The organism is Edaphobacter sp. 4G125, assembly GCF_014274685.1.
Classification (GTDB): Bacteria; Acidobacteriota; Terriglobia; order Terriglobales; family Acidobacteriaceae; genus Edaphobacter.
In genome coordinates this window covers 2,911,397-2,935,008 of record NZ_CP060393.1, presented here as the reverse complement: position 1 = coordinate 2,935,008, position 23,612 = coordinate 2,911,397, and the positions used below count along the sequence as shown (strand labels likewise).

The window sequence follows — 23,612 nt, the reverse complement described above, 5'->3', positions numbered from 1 at the left end:
AAAGCTACAAATGGGTGGACTTTTGGTTTGGTCGTTTTCAGACCGGCACAGAGTGATAATCCTACAGAGGATGAAGGATTTGACATGAACTCAGAGTTTTGTCACCGATGCTCTCGTCGACCGTGACTGGCAAGACCAAAGCCGAACTGGCGGCCACTCTCAGTACATGGTCGGCGCTGGAAGCGCTCTCGCCTGCAACTTACGATGCTCCGCATGATCTTGTATACGGTGATCGGAGCCGAGTCATTCGCTTTGAGGATGGTCCGCTTCCTTGGACAATACCCACAAAGCCTCCACAGGGAAAACAGATCTTCTACAGCGTCGTTCTGGGGTCCATGCTGATGGACACGGCGACCAAGGCTCTTATCAAAGTCTTTGGTGATGATGAGGCGAGAGTCAGCCTTTCGAAGAAGAGGGCGGTCGCGGCGGAAATTCTGCTAGACAAGGATGGCGTTGTGCTTGCCGAGAAGGCAATCACAGTTTCCAGCTTTCCATGGGCGCTTCCTCTTGCACTTCAGCTTAAGCTGAAAGAGCTTGGAAACTGGCCGACAGTAGAAGAGGAGTTGCAAAGCGGGTTGGATGCGATCGTGCACCGGATCGATTCCGACAGTAAGCCCATTCCACTCGACATCTCAACGATGGAGTGGGCAAATCAGTGGCTAGTCGAGAAGTGCCAAGTTCCAAATGGGCTGATCGAACGCCCGACCTTCGTGTTGTGCCACTACTATCCGATTGGGTCGAAGACTCAACCGGAGGCTCTCCTTCTCAATTCATTTTTCCTGCATGATTTGGCTCGCGTCGCTCGCCACGTCAAGAATGAAACGGCCCCCACGAGCGTCCTGCGATATCTTGGCGCAATTACAGAGAACAACCCTCTGGATGTACTCAAAGATAAGGTTCTCTTGGAGGAGGCGGTTGCTCCTACTAAGACTCCTGCAGCCAAGTGGCCCGCCGGAGAGGGTAGATCACTCGTGATGTTGCAACAGGCTGCGGTAAACCTGGTCGGACAGGAGCTAAACGGTAAGGAAGGGCTTCTTGCGGTGAACGGTCCCCCTGGTACAGGAAAGACCACGCTCTTACGTGACGTTGTTGCTATGTGTGTTCTTGAGCGGGCTATTGCCATGAGCGCCTTCGATGATCCTAAGGATGCGTTTACCAAGACGGAGGAAAGAGTCGAAGCAGGGAAAACTTCCTTTGATATATATCGTTTGGACGACAGCCTGAAGGGGCATGAGATGTTGGTTGCCTCCAGCAATAACAAGGCGGTCGAGAATGTCAGCAAGGAACTGCCTGCTGAAGGTGCCGTGTCTTACTCGCGTGACCAGTTGAGTTACTTCAAGTCGATCAGTGATCTAGTCCACGGTCCACGCAAACAGGAACAAGAAGAAGCTCAAGAGGGCATCACGCCAGAGCCTGTGAAGACGTGGGGTCTGATCGCAGCGGTACTCGGCAACAAAGGCAATCGTTCGGCTTTCTGGAAAGCATTTTGGTGGAACGAGGATCGCAGCTTCAGAACTTATCTCAAAACTGTATTGGGACATTCCGTTCTGGTTGAGCATCGAGATCCAGTCACGGACATCGTCGAAAAGCGAACTCCCGAAGTTGTGCTACGGGAGCACCCGCCTTCTTCGCAACAGGCAAAAGAAAATTGGCGGAAAGAGCGAATACGATTTCTTGCTGTCAAGGCAGAGATAGACGCTGAGTTGCAGGCACTTGAAGAGGTGCGGTGCCTTTGCCTTGTGTTCGAGGAGTCCCGATGCAAGTTGGCCAGCAGAGAGAAGGAACTTGAAATTCTGCAAACAGAACATGACGAACTTGCCGTTAGAGTGGAAACACTTCGTAAAGAGCGTGATCAAGCTTCTGCACGTTACAAACAAGCTTCAACAGCCTGGAATCGGCACAAAAGTTCGCGGCCTGGATTGTTTGCGCGCCTGGCGCGTACGGACGATGCAAGGGCTTGGAAGGAGGAAGCTGATGTTTGGCGAAGACCGCTAGATGTAGCGACCCGGCAATTGGCTGTGTCAGAAGACGGCCTCAAGAAAGCGGAGCGTGCTCGTTCGTTCGCGTCAGCGAAGGCACAGGTTTTTGAAACAGATCTCGAAAGAGAACGCGGACAATTCGCTACGCAGTCGCAAATCATCTCAGAGCATCGCATTCGACTTGGCGGCCGGATTGTTGATGAAGAGAAATTTCAGGAAGGACACGTAAGCTGGAATCAATCGACACCTTGGGTTACAGAGGCATTGAACGCTAAGCGTGAGAGTCTCTTCATCGCTGCTCTGGATCTCCACCATGCCTTCATCGATGCCGCGGCTTCCAAAATTCTCCACAATCTTGGCGCGCTCCAAGTGTCGAGTACGGGGATGCAGAAGAACGAAGAGTGGCGCAAATTGCTCGGGGATCTCTGGTCCACACTCTTCCTTGTTGTGCCTGTTCTCTCGACCACATTTGCTTCGGTCGAACGAATGCTCGGTGACCTGCCACCAAGCACCCTGGGATGGCTCCTGATTGATGAAGCTGGCCAAGCCACGCCACAGTCTGCAGTTGGCGCAATTCTGAGAGCAAAGCGAACTATTGCTGTGGGCGATCCTCTGCAGATCCAACCCGTAGTTTCGTTGCCGGAGCGACTGAACGCAGACATCTGCGATTTCTTTAAAGTGAAGGAACTGGATTGGACAGCTCCAGCGGCATCAACGCAGACACTCGTGGATCGCGCTTCACGCTATCAATCGAGCTTCGAAGCCGTTGCGGGTGAGAGGCGCGTTGGTCTCCCCTTGCTTGTGCATCGGCGCTGCCAGAATCCAATGTTTACCATCTCGAACAAAATCGCCTATGCCGGTCAGATGGTCCAGGTCGTTGGTTCCAGGAAACTGGATGTTGAAGATGTACTTGGGCCGTCCACATGGATTGATGTAGAAGGAACCGCGGATTCGAAGTGGTCTCCTGCGGAAGGCAAGGCCGTGATTGATCTACTCACGAGGTTGGTATCGACTATAGAAAATCCAGATGTCTTCGTGATCTCGCCTTTCCGCATCGTTGTGCATGAGATGACTCGTTTCTTGCAGGGCCGGCCGGATCTCATGCGCAGGTTTAGCCATGATTGTACTCAATGGTTGAAAGATCGTGTAGGTACGATCCATACATTTCAAGGGCGTGAGGCTGATACCGTCATCCTGCTGCTAGGCGCACCTGCTGAATCGCAGAATGGTGCCCGAGAATGGGCTGCGCGGACGCCGAACATTTTGAACGTCGCCGTCTCTCGAGCCAGGCAGAATCTCTATGTCGTGGGTTCTTGGAGGGCATGGAGTTCTGTCGGCCTGGCCTGTCATATGAGCAACGAGCTTCCCAATCGAATCGATATTGATGGTTTGGCTTTATAGCTCAATTGTCCATCGGTTGATTTCCACTTTGGTGATTCACAATGCCGCATTTTGATTTACTTGGTATATTGAGAACGAGAAGAAATTGTTCGATAGGCTTTGTCCAAACTTTGCCCGAACAGTGTTCTCTGATCATCAAAAACCGCAACTGAACAGGAACCGCGGTAATCGTAAGTTACTTTAGATTCTTGATTCTACGGTGTTGGCTGTAGCAGGATGTAGGGTCTCAAAATCCGCCGACCCTTGCGGTCGTGGGGGTTCGACCCCCCCTCCCGGCACCAAAGATAAGATTTCTCCGTAAGTACAGTGACTTGCCGCGATAGGGCACTTTGATCCCATGCTGTCAAAGAGTGGAGTTTCGGCCTGACCGCCAATCCAGGTTTGAATGTTTTGTCGACCGCCCTGGATTAGGTCGAAATCGAAGCTTATCTTCCTTGATGATGAAGAGCAGAGGTTGCTATTGGCAGTAGAGAAACACTCAAATCTCATGCTTGTGGATTATTCGCAGGGAGAGGAATACGAATCATCCTGGAAATAGACACGACTCTCAGAGGTCAAGCATTGGGCTAGCTAGAAATCTCTTTTGGCTGCAAAGCGTTCACTAATTCTCGAAGGTCGGATTCTTTGTAAAATTCATATTTCCAGCGTGTTCGACCAACGGGGCTATCTCATCAACGTACTGTCGGACGAACTCATTCAAACCGATATCCCTCACTAGATTTTGCGGATTGGATCAGGTTCCCGGCTTTGATCTCATATTTGCGTTATAAAAGGATAGATATTGGAGCCAGGCGTTGAACCATAGCACATCCATCCATAGGGATCAGTCCGCGAAGACGGGGGGATTGACGTCCATTCCTCGCACTACACTGAAAGCCCTTGCGGTCCAGCAGATCCGAGAGGCTATCGAGCGCGGCGAACTACAAGCTGGCGAGAAGGTAACGGAGCTTGGACTAGCTCGCAAACTCGGCGTTGGTCAACCTACAATTCGCGAAGCTCTATTGGAGCTAGAGTTTCTAGGTTTTATAGAACGCAAAGGGCCACGAGATACGCGAGTGACGCTTTTAACTCGTGACGTTATTCGCGATATCTATCGGGTACGGACTCGTCTGGAGACGCTGGCTGTCGAGCTAATCGCCGGGATGTCAGCGCCTGATCTTGCTCCCAGCTGGCATGAGGTACTTCGGATGGAACAGTTCGCAAGGGAAGGTATGGCTCCAGAGTTTTATCAGGCCGATCTCGCGTTCCACCGATCTCTGTGGCAGGCGACACAAAATGAAAGTCTCCATGCCTGCTTAGAGCAACTCGTTCCGAAGCTGATGACCTTCAGCATTATTCAGCGCGTCCATCCAACCTCAGAGAAGCTACTGAAAATTGCCATGGTTCATCGGCGCCTTCTGGAGTTGATCAGTTCAGGTGATATCGCGAATTCGATTGCACTTATGAAAGAGTCGATGCAGAGTGCGCTGACAGACGATGAGCATATGCCTGGTATTGAATAGTCCAGCATATTGATGACGATATTTCTACTGAAGTGGAACGGTCTTTTTGGGGTTGATTTCAAGCAGCAGCTGAGCCTGTTCCGTAGTCAAGCCAACATGCTGGCATAGGTTTTTAAAGCTGCGTGGCATAGTAATGGCTGAACCGACCAAATGCGAATTGTCCGGTGATCGAGGGACAAGGTCTTCTCCGATCGAAAGATCCCAGATTCCAAAGCGATAGTTTCCAGGGCCAAGGTCTGCCGCGAGAATCGCATCGGTGACAACAAGACTTTTTTCCACACCCGCCAGATCCAGATAATTTTTGAGGACAAAAAAGGGTATATGTGCCCCGTCAGCGATGAAGCACAGCCAGAGCTTGTCATGAAGGGCAAGCGCTCTCTGGATGATGTTGTCGTGACGTGCTAGCGTACCTGGACATCCATTGCCAAGATGCGTGAACATCGAAAGACCTGAGTCAATACTTCTCTTTAATTGATCGAGGGTTGCATCCGTATGTCCGGCAGAGACCGTAATCTTCTGGTCACTAAGCATACGGATAACCCTTCCCGTTGGGTCCTGTTCTGGAGCAAGTGTGACGAGTTTCGTGAGTCCACCTGCTGCTTCAAGAAGTCTGCTGGCATTCTCTTCGGTGGCTGGCTGAATTGCATCGGCGGGGTGTGCTCCTCGAAAACCAGGTGATGGATTCAAAAAGGGGCCCTCGATGTGAATGCCCTTGATCACTTGTCGAATCAAAGGAGAAACACTGTGCAGCTGTGCAATCCTTTTAAGTCTATGTTCCATCTGAGGGAGCGAGTCAGTAATGACTGTGGCAAGAATGCCGTCGACTCCTTGTTCCAGAAGGCGCTTACAAACAGCTTCCAGTCGTTCTTGGTCCAGTTCGTCACTGTTGAAATCGACCCCGGCATAGCCATTGACCTGCAAATCAAAAAAACCCATGATTGATTCTCACTCGAGACTATTATAATTTAACGATAAAAGTTATATTAAGAATATGCATGTCAAGCTCTCGATCATAGATTGGATCGTCATTGGGACATATCTGAGTGGCACGACCGCTCTCGGTCTCTATGTCAGTAAGAGAGTACGTACTTCAGAAGGGTTTTTCATGGGGAACCGAGCATTCGGGAAAGCCATCATGATCGCCCAGAATCTTGGTACTGGTACTCACTCCGATCAAGCGGTTGGCGTTGCAGGAGCTGCATATACCGCTGGCCTTTCGGGGATTTGGTATCAGTGGATATGGTTATTCACGACTCCTTTCTACTGGTTGCTTGCCCCAGTTTTTCGACGCTTGCGTATGGTGACCATTGCGGACTTTTTTGAAGTCCGTTACGGCAGGAGCTACAGCATAGCGTATGCCATCTTCTGTATCTATCTCTTTGCGCTTTGGCAGGGAATAGCTATTAAAGGAACAGCGGTCACCGTATCTGCAATAACAGGTATCCCTGAACTGTTAATTGCGATCACCATAGGTCTCACCTTCACTCTGTATGGAGTTACCGGAGGACTCGTTGCGGCGGCGATCACAGATTTTGTTCAGGGTTTTCTGATTGTGCTTCTTTCTTTCCTCGTCGTTCCTTTTGGAGTCATCAAGGTTGGTGGTATGACTGGCTTAAGGCATGCTCTGCCCGATCATTTCTTTTCGATATTCAGCCAGTCCGGAGGAGAACTTACTCCGTTCAATGTGGCGATGCTGGTCATCAGCGGTTTGGCTGGAATTGTTGTTCAGCCCCATATGATGGCTGTCGGCGCCAGCGGAAAGACAGAGATGAATTGCAGGATCGGATGGACATATGGAAACTTTGTCAAACGTATCTGTACGATCGGCTGGACTTTGACGGGGCTACTCGCGGCTGCATTGTTTCCAGGCGTTCCTTTTCACGATCGAGAGAAGGTATTTGGGCTTGCCGTCACTATGTTGCTTCCCGCAGGATTAATCGGGCTAATGGCTGCATCATTGATGGCAACTGTCATGTCAACCTGCTCTGCCTTTATGGTTGATGGCTCGGCCCTATTTACAGAGAACCTTTACCGGCCAATGCTCAAAAAGCCGAGAGACGACGCTCACTTTTTGAAGGTGGCTCGGATCTCCTCGATCTGTATTGCTCTCCTCGGATTTGTTCTAGGACTAACGATGAGTTCCGTCATCTCTGCGACAGTTGAGTTCATCAGTATTCTTCCTTTCATCGGGATAGCTTTTTGGATTGGTATCATCTGGCCGCGAGCAACAAGAGCAGGTGCGTGGACCAGCACCTTAGGCTCTGCGGCGATCTTCTATGCCACTAAATGGGCTGGTTTCTCCAATTCGTGGTCATCTTTATACAGTATTGTTACCGGCGTGATCCTGATTATATCCGTGAGTTTTTTTACTCCTTCGGAGCCAGAAGAAAAGCTTTCTAGAATCTATAAGAACCTGCGGCTGCCCATTGATGAGCAAGATCTACTTTTAGCAGAGGAGAATTAAATGGAGAGCGAGGAAAAAGGGAACGATTTGTTGATCGTTGATTTTTTGCATCTTCCAAAACGATTCTCTTGGGGGAGATATCGCATTGATCTTGTGGGTTTCCTTTTAGCCTGGGCAATGGTCGCAGCGTTTATTGGTTTCTATGTCTGGATGGCGACGTGGTAGGGGCCGACTATGGCGGCACGCAAAACATTGATTCTTGGGATCGACAGCTTCGGCACTTGCCAATCGATATGATGTCGTTCATTTTCCAGCATTGAATTAAGTGATGAGGCTCTTCAGTAATCTGAAGAGCCTCATCATTCTAAAGCGTCAGCAGCGAGGCCGACTGAGTGTCCAGATAGATGGTCGTATTGAGGTGTCTCTTAGCCAAAGATGCTGGACATGCTGTTGTAATTTCACCTTCCAGGGCGGTGCGTACAGCTTTTGCCTTACGCGCTTCCGGAACACACGATATCCAATTTTTTGCTCGAAACAGACCGCTGCACGTCACCGTAATCGCTTCTTTCGGAACCAGATCAATCGTTGCAAAGTGGCCTTCGTTCACTTGCTGCTGGCGGCAGGTTGCGTCCAATACAACACGCTTCAGCATCTGCGGATCATTGAAATCTGCAACGGGAGGATCGTTGAAGGCGATGTGTCCATTTTCTCCGATGCCTACAAAGGCTATGTCAATTGGTCCTGCATTTAAAAGGTCCGTATAACGTGCGATTTCCTCATCTGTGCTGCCAAGGCCTGAGATGTAGTTGATCGACCGGGCATTGACCTTCTGTTCGACGCGCTCACGAATCCAGCGCTGGAATCCTGCTGGATGATCACCATCGACACCAACATATTCATCCATGTGGAATACATCGACTTTAGGCCATTCGATATCAGACCGGAGAACCAGCTCCTTGACTACATCCAACTGTGAGTTGCCGGTCGCAATCATGATTCGTGCGTGGCCGTGCTCTCGAACAGCTTCTTTAATAAGGTGGGCAACATCGGCCGCTGCCGCTACCCCCAGTTCGGCGCGAGTCGAGAACACCTGAACTTTTGCAGTTCCATAGATATGAGTTCCGTTTACAGGGGCAATCATTATCTTCCTCCAAAAAAACTATAAATCATAAAAATATAATTGACAAACGTTTAACGTTAAATATATTTATTCAAACATAACGAAATGAACCTCCCTTTCTATCTCGGGGCAAGAACGTTAGATCTCGGCATTCAGGAGGCCGGAAATGGGTATCAATAGTAGATTTCTCTCGGCTGTGCTTTGTATTGGTCTGGGAGGCTCGGTTGGTTGGGCGCAACTTACGTCGGCTACGATCTCGGGCAAGGTAACCGATGCCTCGGGCTCTGTGCTTCCGGGCTCTGATGTCAGTGCTACCGATATCGCTACAGGTGCGGTGGTTCAGGTCAAGACGAATGATGAAGGGAGTTATGTGCTCCTGGGCCTTTCTCCTGATATGTACAACCTGCGCATCTCCCACGATGGGTTTCAGGTTTACGAGCAGAAGGAGCTTCAGATTGCCGTGGGACAGCGCCTGGTGATTAATGGGGTGCTCGCAGTGGGGAGCGTTGGTCAAGCCATAACCGTAACGGGCGGTGGTGGCGCTACGGTGAATCTTGAGTCTCCGATGGTTTCGACCTCCATCGACAACCAAATGACTACCCAGCTACCGCTGAACGGCCGCAACATCCTTCAACTAATGCAGCTGGCACCTGATACAAGCGTTACAGCTGTCTCTTCGTATCAGCAAAGTGCTTCGCGCCCTGATCAGGCGAACAGCTATGTTGGAGCCAGCGGCGGTAGGGGAGACTCAACTTCGTATTATCTTGACGGCGCTCTGAATGAAGATGCGCTGACGCAGATTGCAAATGTCTATCCCAATCCTGACGCTATCCAGGAGTTTAGTTTTTCGAGCAGCGTCTACAGTGCTAAGTTTTCAGGTCGCGGAGGCGGTGTGATGAACGCAGTCACGCGTGGGGGTACGAACCAGTTTCATGGAACTCTCTTCGAATTCGTAAGAAACAGCGCATTCAACGCGATCAATTTCTTTGGGACAAAGCCGGATGGTCTTAAACGGCATCAGTTTGGTGGCACGATTGGCGGCCCTATCGTGAAGGACAAGACCTTCGCCTTCTTCTCTTATCAGAGAACCACGGTCCGTCAGAATGCTCTTACGACCTTCACTGTGCCGACCGCTGCGCAGCGAAGCGGCGACTTTTCGATGATCAAAAGACAACTCGTCGATCCTGTGACCGGGCTTCCATTTGCAGGGAATCAGGTCCCTACTTCACGTTATGATCCGATCTCTCTTAAGATTCTGCAGATGCTGCCGGCCAGCGATTCTACTGGGATTACGCGCTTCCTTTCTCGTTATCAGACAAATACAAACCAGTTTGTTACTCGTATCGACCAGAACTTTGGTTCGCACCTGAAACTCTACGGCAGCTATATTTACGACAGCTTCCAACAGCCGGGTAATTCGATTCAGGGAAATCTGCTGTCAGCTACCACCGATCAGAAATGGCTTAGTCAGTTCGGTGTTGTCAACGCTACGTATATCTTCAGCCCCTCTCTTACGACTACGCTAGTTGGTTCATTCAGCAGACGTACAAATGCTGCTACATCCCCAGTGGGCTTTCCCGGTTGGAGTGATCTCGGGGTCAACGTGCCGAACATGGTGGCAGCTCCTCATACGTCGTTTTATCTGGCCGTGAGCAACTATTTCACGAAGACCTGGAACGGTTTTTATACGATTCCTGCGACTGAGGGCGGAATCGGAAATCAATGGACCTGGGGAATCGGTCGACACACGCTTGAGTTTGGTGGAGAGGTTCTTACCAGTAAGGTCATCAAGAATCAAGACTTCAAGGGCAATGGCTATTTTGTTTTCTCTGGAGGTCTTTCCGGGGATGGGGCCCTTGATTTTATGTTGGGTAAGGCTGCGACCTTCAATCAAGCAGCCAACTTTTACTTCGTTCCTACTCGCACGCTTCCTGCACTCTACATCAATGACAATTGGAAGATTACGGGTCGCCTGACTCTCGATCTTGGTCTGCGCTGGAACCCATTTGTCCCTGTATTTGATACGGCCTATCACGAAGAGGCACTTTTTGATCCCGAAGCGTACGCCGCAAATATCCATTCGAAACAATATCCAACCCTGCCTGCCGGATTGCTATTGGCTGGGGATCCGACGGTACCGTCTCGCGTGATCGATTCCAATTACCGTCGCTTCAATCCGCGTATAGGATTTGCGCTTGATGTTTTTGGCGATGGCCGCACAAGCCTGCGTGGTGGCTATGGAATGTATCAGGATCAGATGACGGCGAATACGATCAACCCCACGTTCAGCCCTTTTAGTACGTCCGTCACGTTTACCAATCCCTCTAGTTTCGCCAATCCTTACCAGGGGCAGGTGAACCCTTTCCCGCTACCTCCTGGGCCTGCTCCGGTAACGACACCGTTTCAGATTCCGATGGCAGCAAATCCGATGACCCGAAATATGAAGGCTCCAGTTATTCAGCAGTGGAATCTAACGGCTGAGCAACAGGTCGGATATGGGACCCTGTTTCGTCTCGCATACGAAGGGCAGAATGCCGTTCATCTCTTCGGTTCTGTAGAGGGCAATGCCGCAATCTACGATCCCACGAAGACTTATCTTCAGAATATTTCTAACTACAATATTCGTCGTCCGATGGGTTCCAGTTATCAGAGCCTTCCCTTGGGCAGGAATGTCGGCACCTCGAACTATCACGCGCTTATCGTTTCGGTACAGCGTCAGGCTGCCCGTGGTCTAACTTTTCTCGCAGGGTATCGTTGGTCGAGATGCATGAATGAAAGCGAAGGTGCATTCTTCAATGCGAACGGGTATTCCACCCCCAATCCGAAGATCGATTACGGTCGCTGTTCCTACGATGTTAAAAACCAATTTAAAGGCTCGGTCGTCTGGAATGTTCCGTCTACGCACTTTGCCTGGGATGCTCCTAACTTCATCCTGAGCCATTGGCAGATGAACGGTATTGTTGTACTCCGGGGCGGAACACCCTTTACCGTATCTTCGGGTATCGACAATTCGACCAGCGGCATTGGTATGGATCGAGCGGATATGGTCGGGAATCCGAATCTTCCCAGTGGTCGTAGCGATCTTCAGAAGGTAGCGATGTTCTATAACCCGGCAGCATTTACCGCGAATGCTCTTGGAACTTTCGGCAACACAAAGAGAAATTTCATGATTGGACCGGGATATTCGAATGTCGACTATTCGCTCGTGCGTCAGTTCCCGTTTGGTGGACGACTGGAAGGCAACAGTCTTCAGTTCCGTGCAGAAGCATTCAATCTTCTAAATCATCCTAACTTTAGTTCCCCTGTCAGCACTGTCAACTCCAGTTCGGCCGGAAGAATTATTTCCACGAACGGTGATGCCCGCATTATGCAGCTGGCTCTTAAGTTCACGTTCTAGATAAAGGAGTCCTGAGGTTAGGCTCTCTTACTTCAAGGAGGTTTTCGTGGTCGTCACCCGTCGCCACTTCCTGGGGACTAATATCTCGGCGCTGGTTGCTAGTTCTGCTGCACCACTTTGGGCTGAGAGTCCTGCCTCTTCGGAATCGATGGCCAATTGTGATGCGAATGGGCGCATCGACCGAGACTTTTGGAATGATTGGCCTGATTTCGTTGCGCAAAAGATGCATGCGGTCAGGTCAACGCGCCGGAAGATGATCGACAGCGTCCGGACATCGCAGGATGTACAGAAACGTGCTGCTCTTGTTCGGGAACAGCTCTGGACAGTTCTTGGTGGCTCTCCTGAACGTACACCGCTCAATCCGCGAGTCGTGGGTAGTATCGATCGCGGAATATATCGCATCGAAAAAATCATCTTTGAAAGCCGACCGGGGATTTACGTTACTGCCCACCTCTATTTGCCAAGCATACAAGGTCCGCACCCCGGAATTCTTGCTCCTCTTGGACATACAACCGAAGGCAAGTCTTATCGAAGCTATCAGCATTGTTTTCAGAATCTCGCAAGACAAGGTTTTGTGGTCATTGCCTATGATCCGTTTGGTCAGGGAGAGCGCCGACAATATCTTGATCGAGACTCTAAGCGTCCGCGTTTCGATGTTGTTCCCGAACATCTCCAGACGGGGCGCCCCATGGTGCTTTTCGGTAGTAGCTTTGCTCTCCATCGGGTTTGGGATGGAATCCGCGCGTTGGATTACCTTGTGAGCAGGTCAGAGGTTGATGGTGAGCGTATTGGTTGTACAGGCCACTCTGGTGGTGGGACCATGACGATGTACCTAATGGCTTTGGAGGAGAGAATCAAGGTTGCAGTTCCATGTGAAGCCAACTTCGAAAATCTTGCAGGACCGCTTTATGAGGCTCCCGGAGCAATCGGCGATGCCGAGCAGGACATCATTGGCGGCCTTCCTTTAGGTCTTGACCGTGGTGATCTTCTTAATGCATTCGCACCGAAGCCACTTCGTATTTGTTATACGGCGCATGATCAAGGGCAGACCTACTCTCCTGTCTATGAGGAGGGCATAGCAGAAAATCTGAAAGATCTGACTCGACTCTACCGACTTTCTGGTGCGACAGATCGTCTGGATGTTGTTGTGGGTCATCTCCCGCATGCCCTCGATGCGCTTTCGCGGCGAGCGGTCTACGAGTGCTTCAATCGCTGGCTTCGTAATGGAGCCGCAACTGCAGAAGAGGTTGAGTTTGATTCGGCACCGATCAACGAATTGAACTGCACAACTACCGGTCAGGTACTGACAGCTTTCAGAGGTCGAACTGTTACTCAGTTGAATGTCGAGCGCATGAAACAGCTTCTCCCTCGGAGCCCATTCGATGAAACACCAGCATCTGCGCGTGATTACGTGTGCTCCGAGCTGCGGTCCCTACTTGCTCTGCCTGCTGCTGAAGGGAATCTTCGCGCAGCCATCCTGTCTACGAACTCGGGGCCGACGCGAAGCATTGATGAGTTTCAGATTGAGCCGGAGCCTGGGGTTCGAACCGTAGGATGGCATGTCCATTCGACAAAGAAAGCGGTGCAGCGACGTCCAGTGCTGCTCTATGCCAGCGCATATCAGACTAACGATCCTCTTTTTGAGGGAGGGCGCTTTGAAGAGATATTAGATGCTGGCTATGCTACGTGTTCTATTTATCTGCGCGGTTTGGGGGTTTCTTTGCCACGATCTCCTGACCGCGGGCCGGAATTTTATCGAGGGATGAACCTCTTTGAGCGCCATGCCTGGACCAATCTGTCATTGGGATACTCGGTTATTGGTCAACGTGTCGTTGATCTTCTCGCTGCTCTTCGCTATTTACGTACTCGGTCTGATGTTGATCCAACGCACATCTATGTAATGGGAGAAGGACCGGCCGGTTTAGCCGCTTTAATGGCTGTTGCATTGGATGCCAACATCAAATCTCTGCTACTTCGCGATGTCCCGCTGACTTATCAATCAATTGTCAGTACGGAAGACTATATGCTGGATCTCGAATGGTTCGTACCGGGAATCTTGAAGCATTTTGATCTACCAGACATCATCGCTGCTATATCGCCGCATCCAGTCTGGATCAACAATCCGTCGAACGGAGATGGTACGACGATGCAGAAAGCCTCTGCGATCGGGCAATATCACGAGAGGATTTCTGCTAAATATGCTGCCGGATCATGGCTGAATTTCCGTAACACAACTGCAGATAATTTGCATATCTGTCTCGACTGGTTGAGTAGTACTGCGTGAGTAATTGAGTGCAAGATATAGCGGTCAGCGTCATGTCTTCAGCATGTGATGATGATCGATCAACCATATAGCCAACCTTGTGAGGAGCTTCTAATGGATTTCAACTTTAGTTCATGGTCTCGCCGTCGATTCGTTCAGCTTGGGGCTGCATCTGCTCTTACGAAATCATTTGCATCAGCATCTGCTTTGCAGAAAGCTGCTGCTCCTGTCGGCCACGCCACGATGATCGGAGTCCCTTTCGCAAAGCGTAACCCCCGAATTGCTTTGGTTGGCGTAGGAGTGCGCGGGACTGGTCATCTGAAGATGCTGATCGCGCTCGACGCACAGATCGTCGCTATTTGCGATGTAGTGAAAGAGAAGGCTGAGAACGGTGCTGCTCTTGTTGAGAAGAGCGGCAAGAAGCGTCCAGACCTGTATACTGCTGGCCCGCATGATTTCGAGAACATGCTGAAGCGCAATGATATAGACCTGGTGCTCACTGCGACGCCGTGGAGCTGGCATGCTCCGGTTGCGCTCTTTGCCATGAACCATGGCAAAGATGTTGGTATCGAGGTGCCGGGCGTCGTTACTCTGGAAGAGTGCTGGGATATCGTCAATACCTCCGAGCGCACACGAAAGCACTGCTTCATTATGGAAAATTGCTGTTACGGATATAACGAGACGCTTGTCCTGCGTATGACGAACGAAGGACGTTTTGGCGAACTCATCTATGGCGAGGGAGCCTATATCCATGACATCCGCGAAGAGCTATTCCAAAACAAGGCGAATGGTCTTTGGCGGCGTGCGGAACACACCAAACGTAATGGAAATTTATATCCGACTCATGGTCTTGGCCCAGTCGCGAACTATATGAATATCAACCGTGGCGATCGCTTTGGTTACTTAGTATCCATGAGTTCCATTGAGCGGGGGCTCGATATTTACCGCAAAGAACATCTTCAGCCAGGAGACCCACGTTGGTCTGAAAAATATATATGCGGGGACATGAACACATCTCTCATCAAAACGTCCAAGGGACTCACGATTACCGTCAAACATGCGGTTTCGTTGCCGAATCCTTACAGTCGCATCAATATGATCGCAGGCACCAAGGGAATCTTCGAGGACTATCCACCGCGCATATATCTCGAGGGCGATAAGGAAGAAGTGTTTGGCTCGCTTGATAAGTATAAGAGCTACACTCATCCTCTATGGGCGAAAGAGGGAGACTTCGCTGCAAAGACTGGCGGTCATGGAGGAATGGATATGATTATGCACTATCGTATGCTGCAGTGCTTGCGCGAAGGTTTACCACCAGATATCGATGTTTACGATACGGCAGCATGGTCTTCTGTTGGCCCGCTCAGCGTTACTTCGGTAGCTAAAGGCAGCACTCCAATTGAATTTCCGGATTTTACGCGTGGAGCCTGGAAGATCCGTTCAGCGTCTGCTATTGCGACCATGTCGTAAAGACATCTCTCTGTGTTTCATTTATCGAAAGATATTTGGGGGGATTCTAAAAGCAACAGATGTGAGAAAGCCTGGTTGTTCGTATCAGCGATGAGTTAGTGCAGCGCGGCTTTGAAGGGGCTTTCTTGTACCAAGTCAGATGAGTCCGCAATTGTCTTTGGATTTCAGCCAGCACGCGGATAATCCCGTGCTGGCTGGCGAACTCGTTTAGTGCAAGATCCATGAGGACGGCTATCTTGTATTCCACTGTCGGGAAATAATAAGTTCATCCGAATAATATGTGTTTGCTTGCGGACCCTGCAACGCTAGGAAATGGGGCTCAAAGCCGCCGACCTTTGCGGTTCTGGGGTACCCCCTGCCGACACGAAAGAATCGCAGACGGATAGTTCAGGCAACTCTGTATTTTTCTCTTGTTCTCGGCCTTGATTTCGTTCGAACAAGAAGCGCACTATATTAAAATAGAAGACTGAAGAATGGCGACGTTTTCCGCTTAGTTGAAAGAAAAGAGATCTGAACAACTTTTCTCCGAGGTGTATGTGCGTTTTCTTCACGTCATTACGTCTGTAGATCGCAAAACGGGAGGGCCGGTCGAGGCGCTCTTGCAGCTTGGGTTAGTTCACCAAAAATTAGGGCACACGATCGAAGTCGCATCTGCCGATGCGCCTGGATCTGTTCATCTTGATGAGATGCCTTTTCCTGTCCATGCATTAGGGCCAGGAAAAACAAGTTACGTGTATTGTCCAAGGATGGCTGGATGGCTCGAGCAGCATGGGCCACACTTTGATGCTGTTATCGCTCATGGTTTATGGCAGTATCCGACTAATGCAGTGCAAGCTGCACTCTCACGCAAAGTTCCTTATTTTGTCTACACCCATGGGATGCTTGATCCCTGGTTCAATGAGCAGTTTCTTCTGAAGCACATCAAGAAGACGTTCTTTTGGAGCGCTAAGCTTCGCAAAGTTCTGGACGAAGCAACCGGAATCATCTTTACTACAGAAGAAGAGATGGAACGATCAATTCGGTCGTTCTTTCCATTTCGTTGGAAGGGGATGGTGGCTCCTCTAGGCATTGCTCCACCCCCGGCAGAGAGATTCATTCCATCAACTCAGTCCCGATTTCCCGAGTTGAAAGGGCGCCGCTTTTTACTGTTCTTTGGAAGAATTCATCCTAAAAAGGGCTGTGAGCTTCTGATACAGGCGTTCTCCCGGGTTGCGCAGGACCATCCGGACATCGATCTGGTCATGGCTGGCCCAGGGGAATCTTCTTATATCGAATCGATGAGAAACACGATTGCTACGGCGGGCCTGCAAGATCGGGTGATCTGGACTGGAATGATCACTGGGGATGTCAAGTGGGAATTGATACGTTCGGCGGATGCGTTTGTGCTTCCTTCACATCAAGAGAACTTCGGGATCGCAGTTGTCGAGTCATTAGCGGTTCATACTCCTGTGTTACTCAGCAACAAGGTTCAGATCTGGCGTGAGGTTATCCGGTCGGGAGCAGGGCTGGTGGAAACAGATGACCTGCAAGGGACTGAATTATTACTCAGACGCTGGCTTCACCTGGACGATGCGGAGCGAAAGAGATTTCGGTCGAGAGCAGGTGAGTGTTTTCAATCTCGATTTACGGCAGAGCAGGCAGGATGGACCCTGCTGCATGAAGTTATGTCGATCCTTCGGAGTGAAATGGCGACCAGCGTCGTGCTAAGGGAGTTTTCCAACAGCTACACTCTGGGATAGAAATCCTGCGTGTCGAATGGAGTTATTACCCAAGCGGGAGGGCATGCCATTCAAGATGCTCCGGATTCTCTCTAGCGCCAACCTCAAGACAGGTTGCGATCAGATAGTCTCTGCGAAGGCTATTGTCGTTGATTTTGACGCCAAACATTGAGACGAGCCGCACTTCGCCGTCGTTGTGCACGACGTGGTACCGAGCCGCGAACTGGCCGTTGGATAGCGCTTGTTGAATCTGCTTTTGCAGGTATTCTCGATCATCTGGATGTACTGTCTCAAGCCACATGGCGAACGTACGGGTGATCGATAGGCTGGGAAACTCAGGAGAATTGGTTTCGATGGTTCCTCCATCAGCCGGATCGAACTTCCACATCCATCCTCCTGTCACGGCGACCGGAGAGACTGTCGAGTGCGATTTCTGATAGTAACGTTTTCGAAAGAGGCTGCAAACGACAATGGCATTGACGATATAGATGCAGAAACCAGCCCATCCAGAATGACCACGAATGGACCAGATATTGATTGGATCGCGTAACAAAATTTGAGCGGGTATGGTTAGAACGAAGGTTAGGACGCCGGGTCCAAAACCTCCAAACCAAGCTGTAATGACGACAGCCGTGAGCATGAAACTGGAATGCAGGCGAAGCCCGTGATGAACAAAGAACCATGACAGGCTCCACGCAACGGATGCCGCGAAGATGGAGGTAGCGTAGCGTAACCACCATGGATAGGTTTCTGGAAATTTAATCATCACATCCCGGTTGGCCAGTGGCCCAAAAATACAGTTGCTTATGATATGACGTTTTACCTTCTTTTTGCGTTTTATCATCCAACAGGTAAAACGGGAAAGCCTATCTATTAGTTTTTACACCTATCTATTGGACTTAAAGTGAAAAAAGTGCGCACAAATTGGAAAATCTAATTTAAGTAAAACGATCTAGCTTATAACTGCAATCTCTTCTTCAAGACGTTGTTTTTCGTAGAGACTCGTGTAATAACCGTTGCGGTTTAACAATTCCTCATGTGTTCCAAGTTCTGCGATTCGCCCTTCGACGAGTACAGCGATCTGATCTGCATTGCGAGCAGTAGAGATGCGGTGAGAGATAAAGATCGTGGTACGACCACGCATAATTTGAGCAAGACCCTGGAGTATGCGCTCCTCGGTGTAGGTGTCCACAGAGGCGAGAGAATCATCCAGTACAAGAATGCGAGGATCGCGAATGATGGCGCGGGCAATTGCTGTGCGTTGTTTCTGGCCGCCAGAGAGGGTTACGCCTCGTTCTCCTACGATTGTTTCAAAACCGCGCGGAAATTCCAGGATCTCGGTGAGGATATGCGCAATAGCGGCGGCTTCTTCGATCTGTTCATCCGTGGCGCTAGGAGAGCCAAAGGAGATGTTATGGCGAATTGTATCTGAAAAGAGGAATGTTTCCTGCGGAACGAAACCAATGCTGGCACGCAATTCAGCTAGTGGGAAAGACCGGATTGGAACATTATCGATGAAAACCATGTCCGGTTGAGCATCCTGTAATCGCGCGATAAGGGAGACCAGGGTCGACTTCCCGGATCCAGTCGGGCCAACAATCGCCAGGGAAGAGCCTGCGGGGATCTGGAGATTGATATGGTGAAGAACCGTAGGGCCTTTGGGGTAAGCGAAGGAAAGATTCCGGAGTTCGATGTCACCATGAAGACTACAGATAGGGAGCGAGACCAACGAGTTCACGGTGTCAGTACAGGGTGTTTCAGGATGGGGCCGGCAGGTCAGGAGAGCAGGATCGTCGGTGATGGAGGGTTGTTGCTTGAGAAGCTCATCGATACGGACGATTGAGGCGGTTCCTCGCTGAAAGAGGTTGACCACCCAGCCGATGGCAATAATCGGCCAGATGAGCTGCACCATGTAGACGTTGAAGCTGGTGAACTCGCCCACACTGATATGGTGCTGTACGACCTCATGACCTCCAATCAGAAGCGTGATCATCAGCGAAAGGCCAAGAACAAACTCCAGTGTGGGCCATAGCATCGCCATCAGGCGAACGAGATGAAGGCTCCGCCGAATGTACTCGCGATTTGCCTCTTCAAAAGATTCGATTTCGGCTTGTTCCTGTGCAAAGGCGCGAATAAGGCGAGCTCCAGAGAAATTCTCCTGCGCTTTGGCCGAGATGTCAGAAAACATTGCTTGAATACGCTCAAAGCGGCGGTGGATTCGATTACCGAAATATTGAACAAGTACCGACGCTGCGGGAAGAGGAACAAAAGCGAAGAAAGTCAGCTTGGGGCTGATGCGATACATGAAGGGCAGTGCCGCACAGGTAAAGACCAGTGTATTCGCGCTGTACATGATGGCGGGCCCGAGAAGCTGGCGCACGGCGTTCAGGTCATTGGTTGTGCGAGCCATGATGTCACCGGTACGGTGCGTGTGGTAGAAGTTCGGGGACTGACGTTCAAGATTGGCGAAGAGATCGTTGCGCAGGTCGTATTCAATCTCACGCGAAGCCCCAATGATGACCTGACGGGTAATGTAAAGAAATATGGCGGAGCCTGCAGCAATCAGCAAAAGTCGGAGGGCATGAAAGAGAATCTTCTGCTGCGTAATGCCCTGACGCATGTCATCAATGGCGTGTCCAATGACGATCGGAATCAGCACTTTGATGACGTTGTAGAAAACAACAGCGACTCCACCCCAGGCAAGAGCCTTCCAGTACCGTTTGAGGTAGGGGGCAAGAGGTTTAAGTCGATTCAGCATCATACAGAGATAGTCTAAGCCGCAAAGATTAGATACTCGAAATGGCGCAGGAGGTTCGGAGATTCCCCCAGCGCCATTTTTTTCAGAATGTTCAAGAATGTGGCTGTTCTGTTGCGGAACCGGCTAAAGGCTGCACCGCAGGCTGATTCGGGGAGGTGTCCTGATTAGCTGGAGAGGAAGGCGCAGGGGCTTCCTTTGGTTCTGGCGGAGTATCGGACTGAGACACCAGCTCGATGTCGAAGATCAGGTCGGCCTTGGGAGGAATAACCGGCGGACGCCCCATCTCGCCATATGCAAGCTGATAGGGGATGAAAAGACGGCGTTTTCCGCCAACGTGCATTCCTTCAAACCCAGTATCCCAGCCTGCAATCACCCGGCGTGCGCCATAGGGAAAGACAATGGGTTCATCGCCCGGATGGTCATGAGACGAATCGAATTTGGTGCCATCGGTAAGCCAGCCAGTGTAGTGAACCGTATAGTACTGCTCCGGTTTTGCGAGTTCTCCCGTACCCACTTGGATGTCGATATAGCGAAGAGCGTAAAGATTTTGTGGGGTTCCTTCGATCTGAGGGACGTTCGGTGGATTATCTGCAGGGTTGGAGATTGGGGCCACTTTAGCCTGTTTCACCGTAGTTGCCGAAGAGCGATGTGCGGCTGGCCTTTTCGGAGATGTTGTCGCTGTTTGAGCTGCAGCCGTAGCTGCCAAGAGAGTTACAAAAAATAAAGGGCGAAAGATCATTGTGATTCCAGTGTAGGCCAGGGTGTTTATTGAGGAGGGGGATTGCTTGAAGATCCTAGGTTGAGGTTCGTAGTAATAGATAAGTTCCAGCGATTCCGAAGAGAAGATCGGGCGTCCAGGCGGCAAGAGCTGCAGGTAATGTATTGACATTGCCCATGGCCTGGAAGAGTCCATCCACAACCCAATAGGCAATGGCGAGGCCGATAGCTGTGGCAATTCCGGCGAGCGAGCCGCGCTTTCCCATAGAGAGTGCAAAGGGGACAGCCAGAATCGCCATTACGAGCGTAATCAGGGGATAGGCGATCTTTCGGTTGAGTTGAACGCTGAGCCGTTTCGTATCGAAGCCCGATTGATTGAGGTCGGAGATGTAATGGGAGAGTTCGTTATAGCTCATCTCCTGGGCGGGACGATCCTCTTTTACAAAGTATGAGGGCTGTTCGTGAATGTCTGGGAAAGCGGTAATCGTGAAGGGTTGATACGATGCGATCGTCTCTCCTTCAAAGGTGCGTTGCCAGCCATTCTCGAAGACCCACTGATCGATGCGATCATTCCAGTGAGCGGAGGCGGCAAAAATGCGCCGTTTCAACGCGAAGGTCTCTGGATCGAATTCAAAGACGGTAAGATTTGCAAAAACATTTTTGGTTGCATCGAAGAACTGATAGTAGAAGATTCGCGTGGATGAACCTGAAGGGCCCGCCTGGCCGGAGATCCACTTGCGATCGGGGCGAAGGAAAGTTTGGGCAGGTTTGTCTTTGATAACAGAGCGCAGGGCCTCCTGCCGCCGATTGGCAGTAGGTAGGTAAAGTTCGTCGAAGGCGAAAAGGGAGATTGCGATCAGTAACGTCGTAACAAGGACCGGGGTGACGATACGGTACAAACTGGTTCCGGTTGCTTTCATCGCGGTGAGCTCTGAGGAACGGTTGAGCGCGCCGAAGGTAATCAGCACTGCGACCAGAGCACAGAGAGGGGTGACGTTATAGAGGATGTAGGGGATGAGGTTGATCAGGTAATCGCCAACAGTTATCAATGCGGTGCGATTTCGGATGATATCTCCGATCAGCTCAAAGAAGGTAAAGATCAGGAAGACAGAAGAAAAGGACAGTAGGATCAGCGCAAAGTTCGATGCGTAGCTGCGCATGATGTAGTCGTCGAGCAGGAGAGGAAATTGAATGTGAAAGGTGCTGCGAAAGCGGCGTAACGCAGTTGCTATGTTGAAATTGCCGTTCGACGCCGACTGTCGATCTCGCAATATGCGGTTGAGCAGTTTATTGAGCCCTGTTCCGACGGACGAGATAAGCCCAAGTGCGATGCCGCTGTGAGACATCTGGTAAAGAAGAGCCAGTCCAAAGGCAGCGAAGAGAAGGTTTGCTCCCCAGACCCCGAAGAAGGGAGACAGTTTTCCATTTTTAGCGAAGGCGATGCCAATCTGTGAAAGGAAGTAGTAGATAAAGACCAGGGCGATCGTCAGAACAAAGCCAGTTGATTTTCCACCGCGCTTTGAGGAGAGGCCGAGAGGAACTCCAATCAACATCAGGACGATGCAGGCGAACGGATAAGAGAGCCGGCGATGAAATTCGATTCGGTAGACATTCGCGCGAACCCCCGGCACGGTATTGTCCGGCGAGTGCCCGAGTCTCCACAGATTGGAGAGAGGGAGCGCGAGGATTGGAGTGTTGGAACGGCCGAGATGAGAGTCTTCCTGCACGCCGGTTTGGATCGGCAGATCCGTGGAGGCGAAGGTGGAGATGTTGTATTGGTTCGGGTCCGTCGGAGAGGTCTGGTGCTGGCCGCCATTTACGAGATGCAGCCGGATACTTTGCGGATCGTTGGAGACGACGACCGCCTCGTCGGCGGTGGTGATGTTTGGGTTTGCAGGTTGAGTGAGATCGGCGAGGAAGACGTGGCGCCAGAGCGCTGCTCCTGATGCCGGTTTTACGTCCTGAATAAAGAGGACGTAGTTGCGAAAATCTTCATAGAAGACGCGGGGCTGGACTTCAAAGGAGGCCTGGGTGGATTTGAGCGAGTCTTGGAGGGCCAGAGTCGCGGCGGCCGATTTCGGCGCGAGATAAAGCGAGTTGAAGAGGCTGCCTACGAGGGCGGTCAGAGCAAGGATCGAAATGATCCGGATAAATTGGAAGACGCCTACGCCGGAGGCCCGCATCGCTGTGATCTCGGAGTCGGCAGCGAGTCGGGAGAGCCCTAGCAGGATTCCTACCAGGACCGCCATTGGGATGGTCATGATGAGGAAGCTGGGTAACAGGTATGCGAAGATACGCAGGACATCCATGAGCGAGGCCGAACCTCGGACGACGAGCGCAACGATATCGCCGAGGTTGCGCATGAAGAGCATAAAGGTGAATAACACTCCGCCGAGGACGGCATAGGAAGTGACTTCGCGGAGGATGTACCGGGTAAAGATGCGCATGCTTCTGGATGCTCTCTGTTGAGTTTACGCGATCCCCCTCCCCCTACCAAAAGTGTGCAAAGTATTCGAAGCAGATACTTTAGGCTCGTACCTCCGATGTGCGGGGTTTGTTAAAGCAAAAGCCCGGCCATTGGCCGGGCTTTATTACCTTCTTAATTTAAGAATAGCAGGCAGTGTCAAGAGGGGGACGGTGGAAATCGGTTGCGGAGGGGCTTCAATCGAGGATGCTTCGCTTTAAGTAGCGGGAAAGTTTGAAGAAGGGCATCAGGGGCTAAAGCCCCTTTCTCGATACTATTTACGGCACGGCTAAAGCCGTGTTAAGCAAGGCGTTCGCGCTGACGCGCGAATGTCCCACATCTGGCGATCAAGCTGCCAGGTATGGGGCACCCGTACCCGCAGCACCCACCTTAGTCTTGTGACGACTGGAGTCGTCCCA

Annotated in this window: 13 protein-coding genes; 7 read left to right on the top strand and 6 right to left on the bottom strand. The window is 50.9% G+C overall.

Annotated elements, in window-relative coordinates; translation table 11 throughout:
- Positions 1 to 107: 107 nt before the first annotated feature.
- Both H7846_RS12185 and H7846_RS12180 read left to right on the top strand, forming a co-directional pair.
- Positions 108 to 3,380 carry a DEAD/DEAH box helicase gene (locus H7846_RS12185; protein WP_186692417.1) on the top strand — a complete coding sequence of 1,091 codons (3,273 nt, stop codon included), beginning with the start codon at positions 108 to 110 and terminating at the stop codon, positions 3,378 to 3,380.
- A 794-nt stretch (positions 3,381 to 4,174) separates the two neighbouring features.
- Positions 4,175 to 4,882 carry a GntR family transcriptional regulator gene (locus tag H7846_RS12180; protein ID WP_186692416.1) on the top strand — a complete coding sequence of 236 codons (708 nt, stop codon included), beginning with the start codon at positions 4,175 to 4,177 and terminating at the stop codon, positions 4,880 to 4,882.
- A gap of 24 nt (positions 4,883 to 4,906) precedes the next feature.
- Here the strand turns inward: H7846_RS12180 and H7846_RS12175 are convergent, their stop codons facing one another.
- Positions 4,907 to 5,818, bottom strand: a complete 912-nt coding sequence (locus H7846_RS12175; protein ID WP_186692415.1) for an N-acetylglucosamine-6-phosphate deacetylase — start codon at positions 5,816 to 5,818, stop codon at positions 4,907 to 4,909.
- 55 nt (positions 5,819 to 5,873) lie between these two features.
- On the opposite strand from H7846_RS12175, the gene H7846_RS12170 reads away from it, so the two are divergent.
- On the top strand, positions 5,874 to 7,346 hold the full coding sequence (locus H7846_RS12170) for a sodium:solute symporter family protein (protein ID WP_370561242.1): 1,473 nt from the start codon (positions 5,874 to 5,876) through the stop codon (positions 7,344 to 7,346).
- A 304-nt stretch (positions 7,347 to 7,650) separates the two neighbouring features.
- Here the strand turns inward: H7846_RS12170 and H7846_RS12165 are convergent, their stop codons facing one another.
- Positions 7,651 to 8,427, bottom strand: a complete 777-nt coding sequence (locus tag H7846_RS12165; protein WP_186692413.1) for a glucosamine-6-phosphate deaminase — start codon at positions 8,425 to 8,427, stop codon at positions 7,651 to 7,653.
- Between the two features lie 145 nt (positions 8,428 to 8,572).
- On the opposite strand from H7846_RS12165, the gene H7846_RS12160 reads away from it, so the two are divergent.
- The 4 genes from H7846_RS12160 (at position 8,573) to H7846_RS12145 (ending at position 17,275) form a co-directional block, all read left to right on the top strand.
- Entirely contained in the window at positions 8,573 to 11,803 is a 3,231-nt protein-coding gene (locus H7846_RS12160; RefSeq protein ID WP_186692411.1) for a TonB-dependent receptor, read from the top strand.
- A 46-nt stretch (positions 11,804 to 11,849) separates the two neighbouring features.
- Positions 11,850 to 14,087, top strand: coding sequence for an alpha/beta hydrolase family protein (locus H7846_RS12155; RefSeq protein ID WP_186692409.1), 2,238 nt, complete (start codon positions 11,850 to 11,852; stop codon positions 14,085 to 14,087).
- A gap of 93 nt (positions 14,088 to 14,180) precedes the next feature.
- The gene (locus H7846_RS12150) at positions 14,181 to 15,536 is read left to right on the top strand and encodes a Gfo/Idh/MocA family protein (RefSeq protein WP_186692407.1); all 1,356 of its coding nucleotides are present in this window, start codon (positions 14,181 to 14,183) and stop codon (positions 15,534 to 15,536) included.
- Positions 15,537 to 16,072: 536 nt separating this feature from the next.
- Positions 16,073 to 17,275 (top strand): glycosyltransferase, encoded by a 1,203-nt coding sequence (locus tag H7846_RS12145; RefSeq protein WP_186692406.1) that lies wholly within the window; start codon positions 16,073 to 16,075, stop codon positions 17,273 to 17,275.
- A 25-nt stretch (positions 17,276 to 17,300) separates the two neighbouring features.
- On the opposite strand, the gene H7846_RS12140 is transcribed toward H7846_RS12145, so the two are convergent.
- From H7846_RS12140 to lptG, 4 genes are all read right to left on the bottom strand, one after another.
- On the bottom strand, positions 17,301 to 18,020 hold the full coding sequence (locus H7846_RS12140) for a PAS domain-containing protein (RefSeq protein WP_186692405.1): 720 nt from the start codon (positions 18,018 to 18,020) through the stop codon (positions 17,301 to 17,303).
- Between the two features lie 186 nt (positions 18,021 to 18,206).
- The gene (locus H7846_RS12135; RefSeq protein WP_186696355.1) at positions 18,207 to 20,012 is read right to left on the bottom strand and encodes an ABC transporter ATP-binding protein; all 1,806 of its coding nucleotides are present in this window, start codon (positions 20,010 to 20,012) and stop codon (positions 18,207 to 18,209) included.
- Between the two features lie 91 nt (positions 20,013 to 20,103).
- Complete coding sequence (locus H7846_RS12130) at positions 20,104 to 20,640, bottom strand: FKBP-type peptidyl-prolyl cis-trans isomerase (protein ID WP_255460601.1); 537 nt, start codon at positions 20,638 to 20,640, stop codon at positions 20,104 to 20,106.
- A gap of 166 nt (positions 20,641 to 20,806) precedes the next feature.
- On the bottom strand, positions 20,807 to 23,176 hold the full coding sequence (gene lptG / locus H7846_RS12125) for an LPS export ABC transporter permease LptG (RefSeq protein WP_186692403.1): 2,370 nt from the start codon (positions 23,174 to 23,176) through the stop codon (positions 20,807 to 20,809).
- Between the last annotated feature and the right edge of the window lie 436 nt (positions 23,177 to 23,612).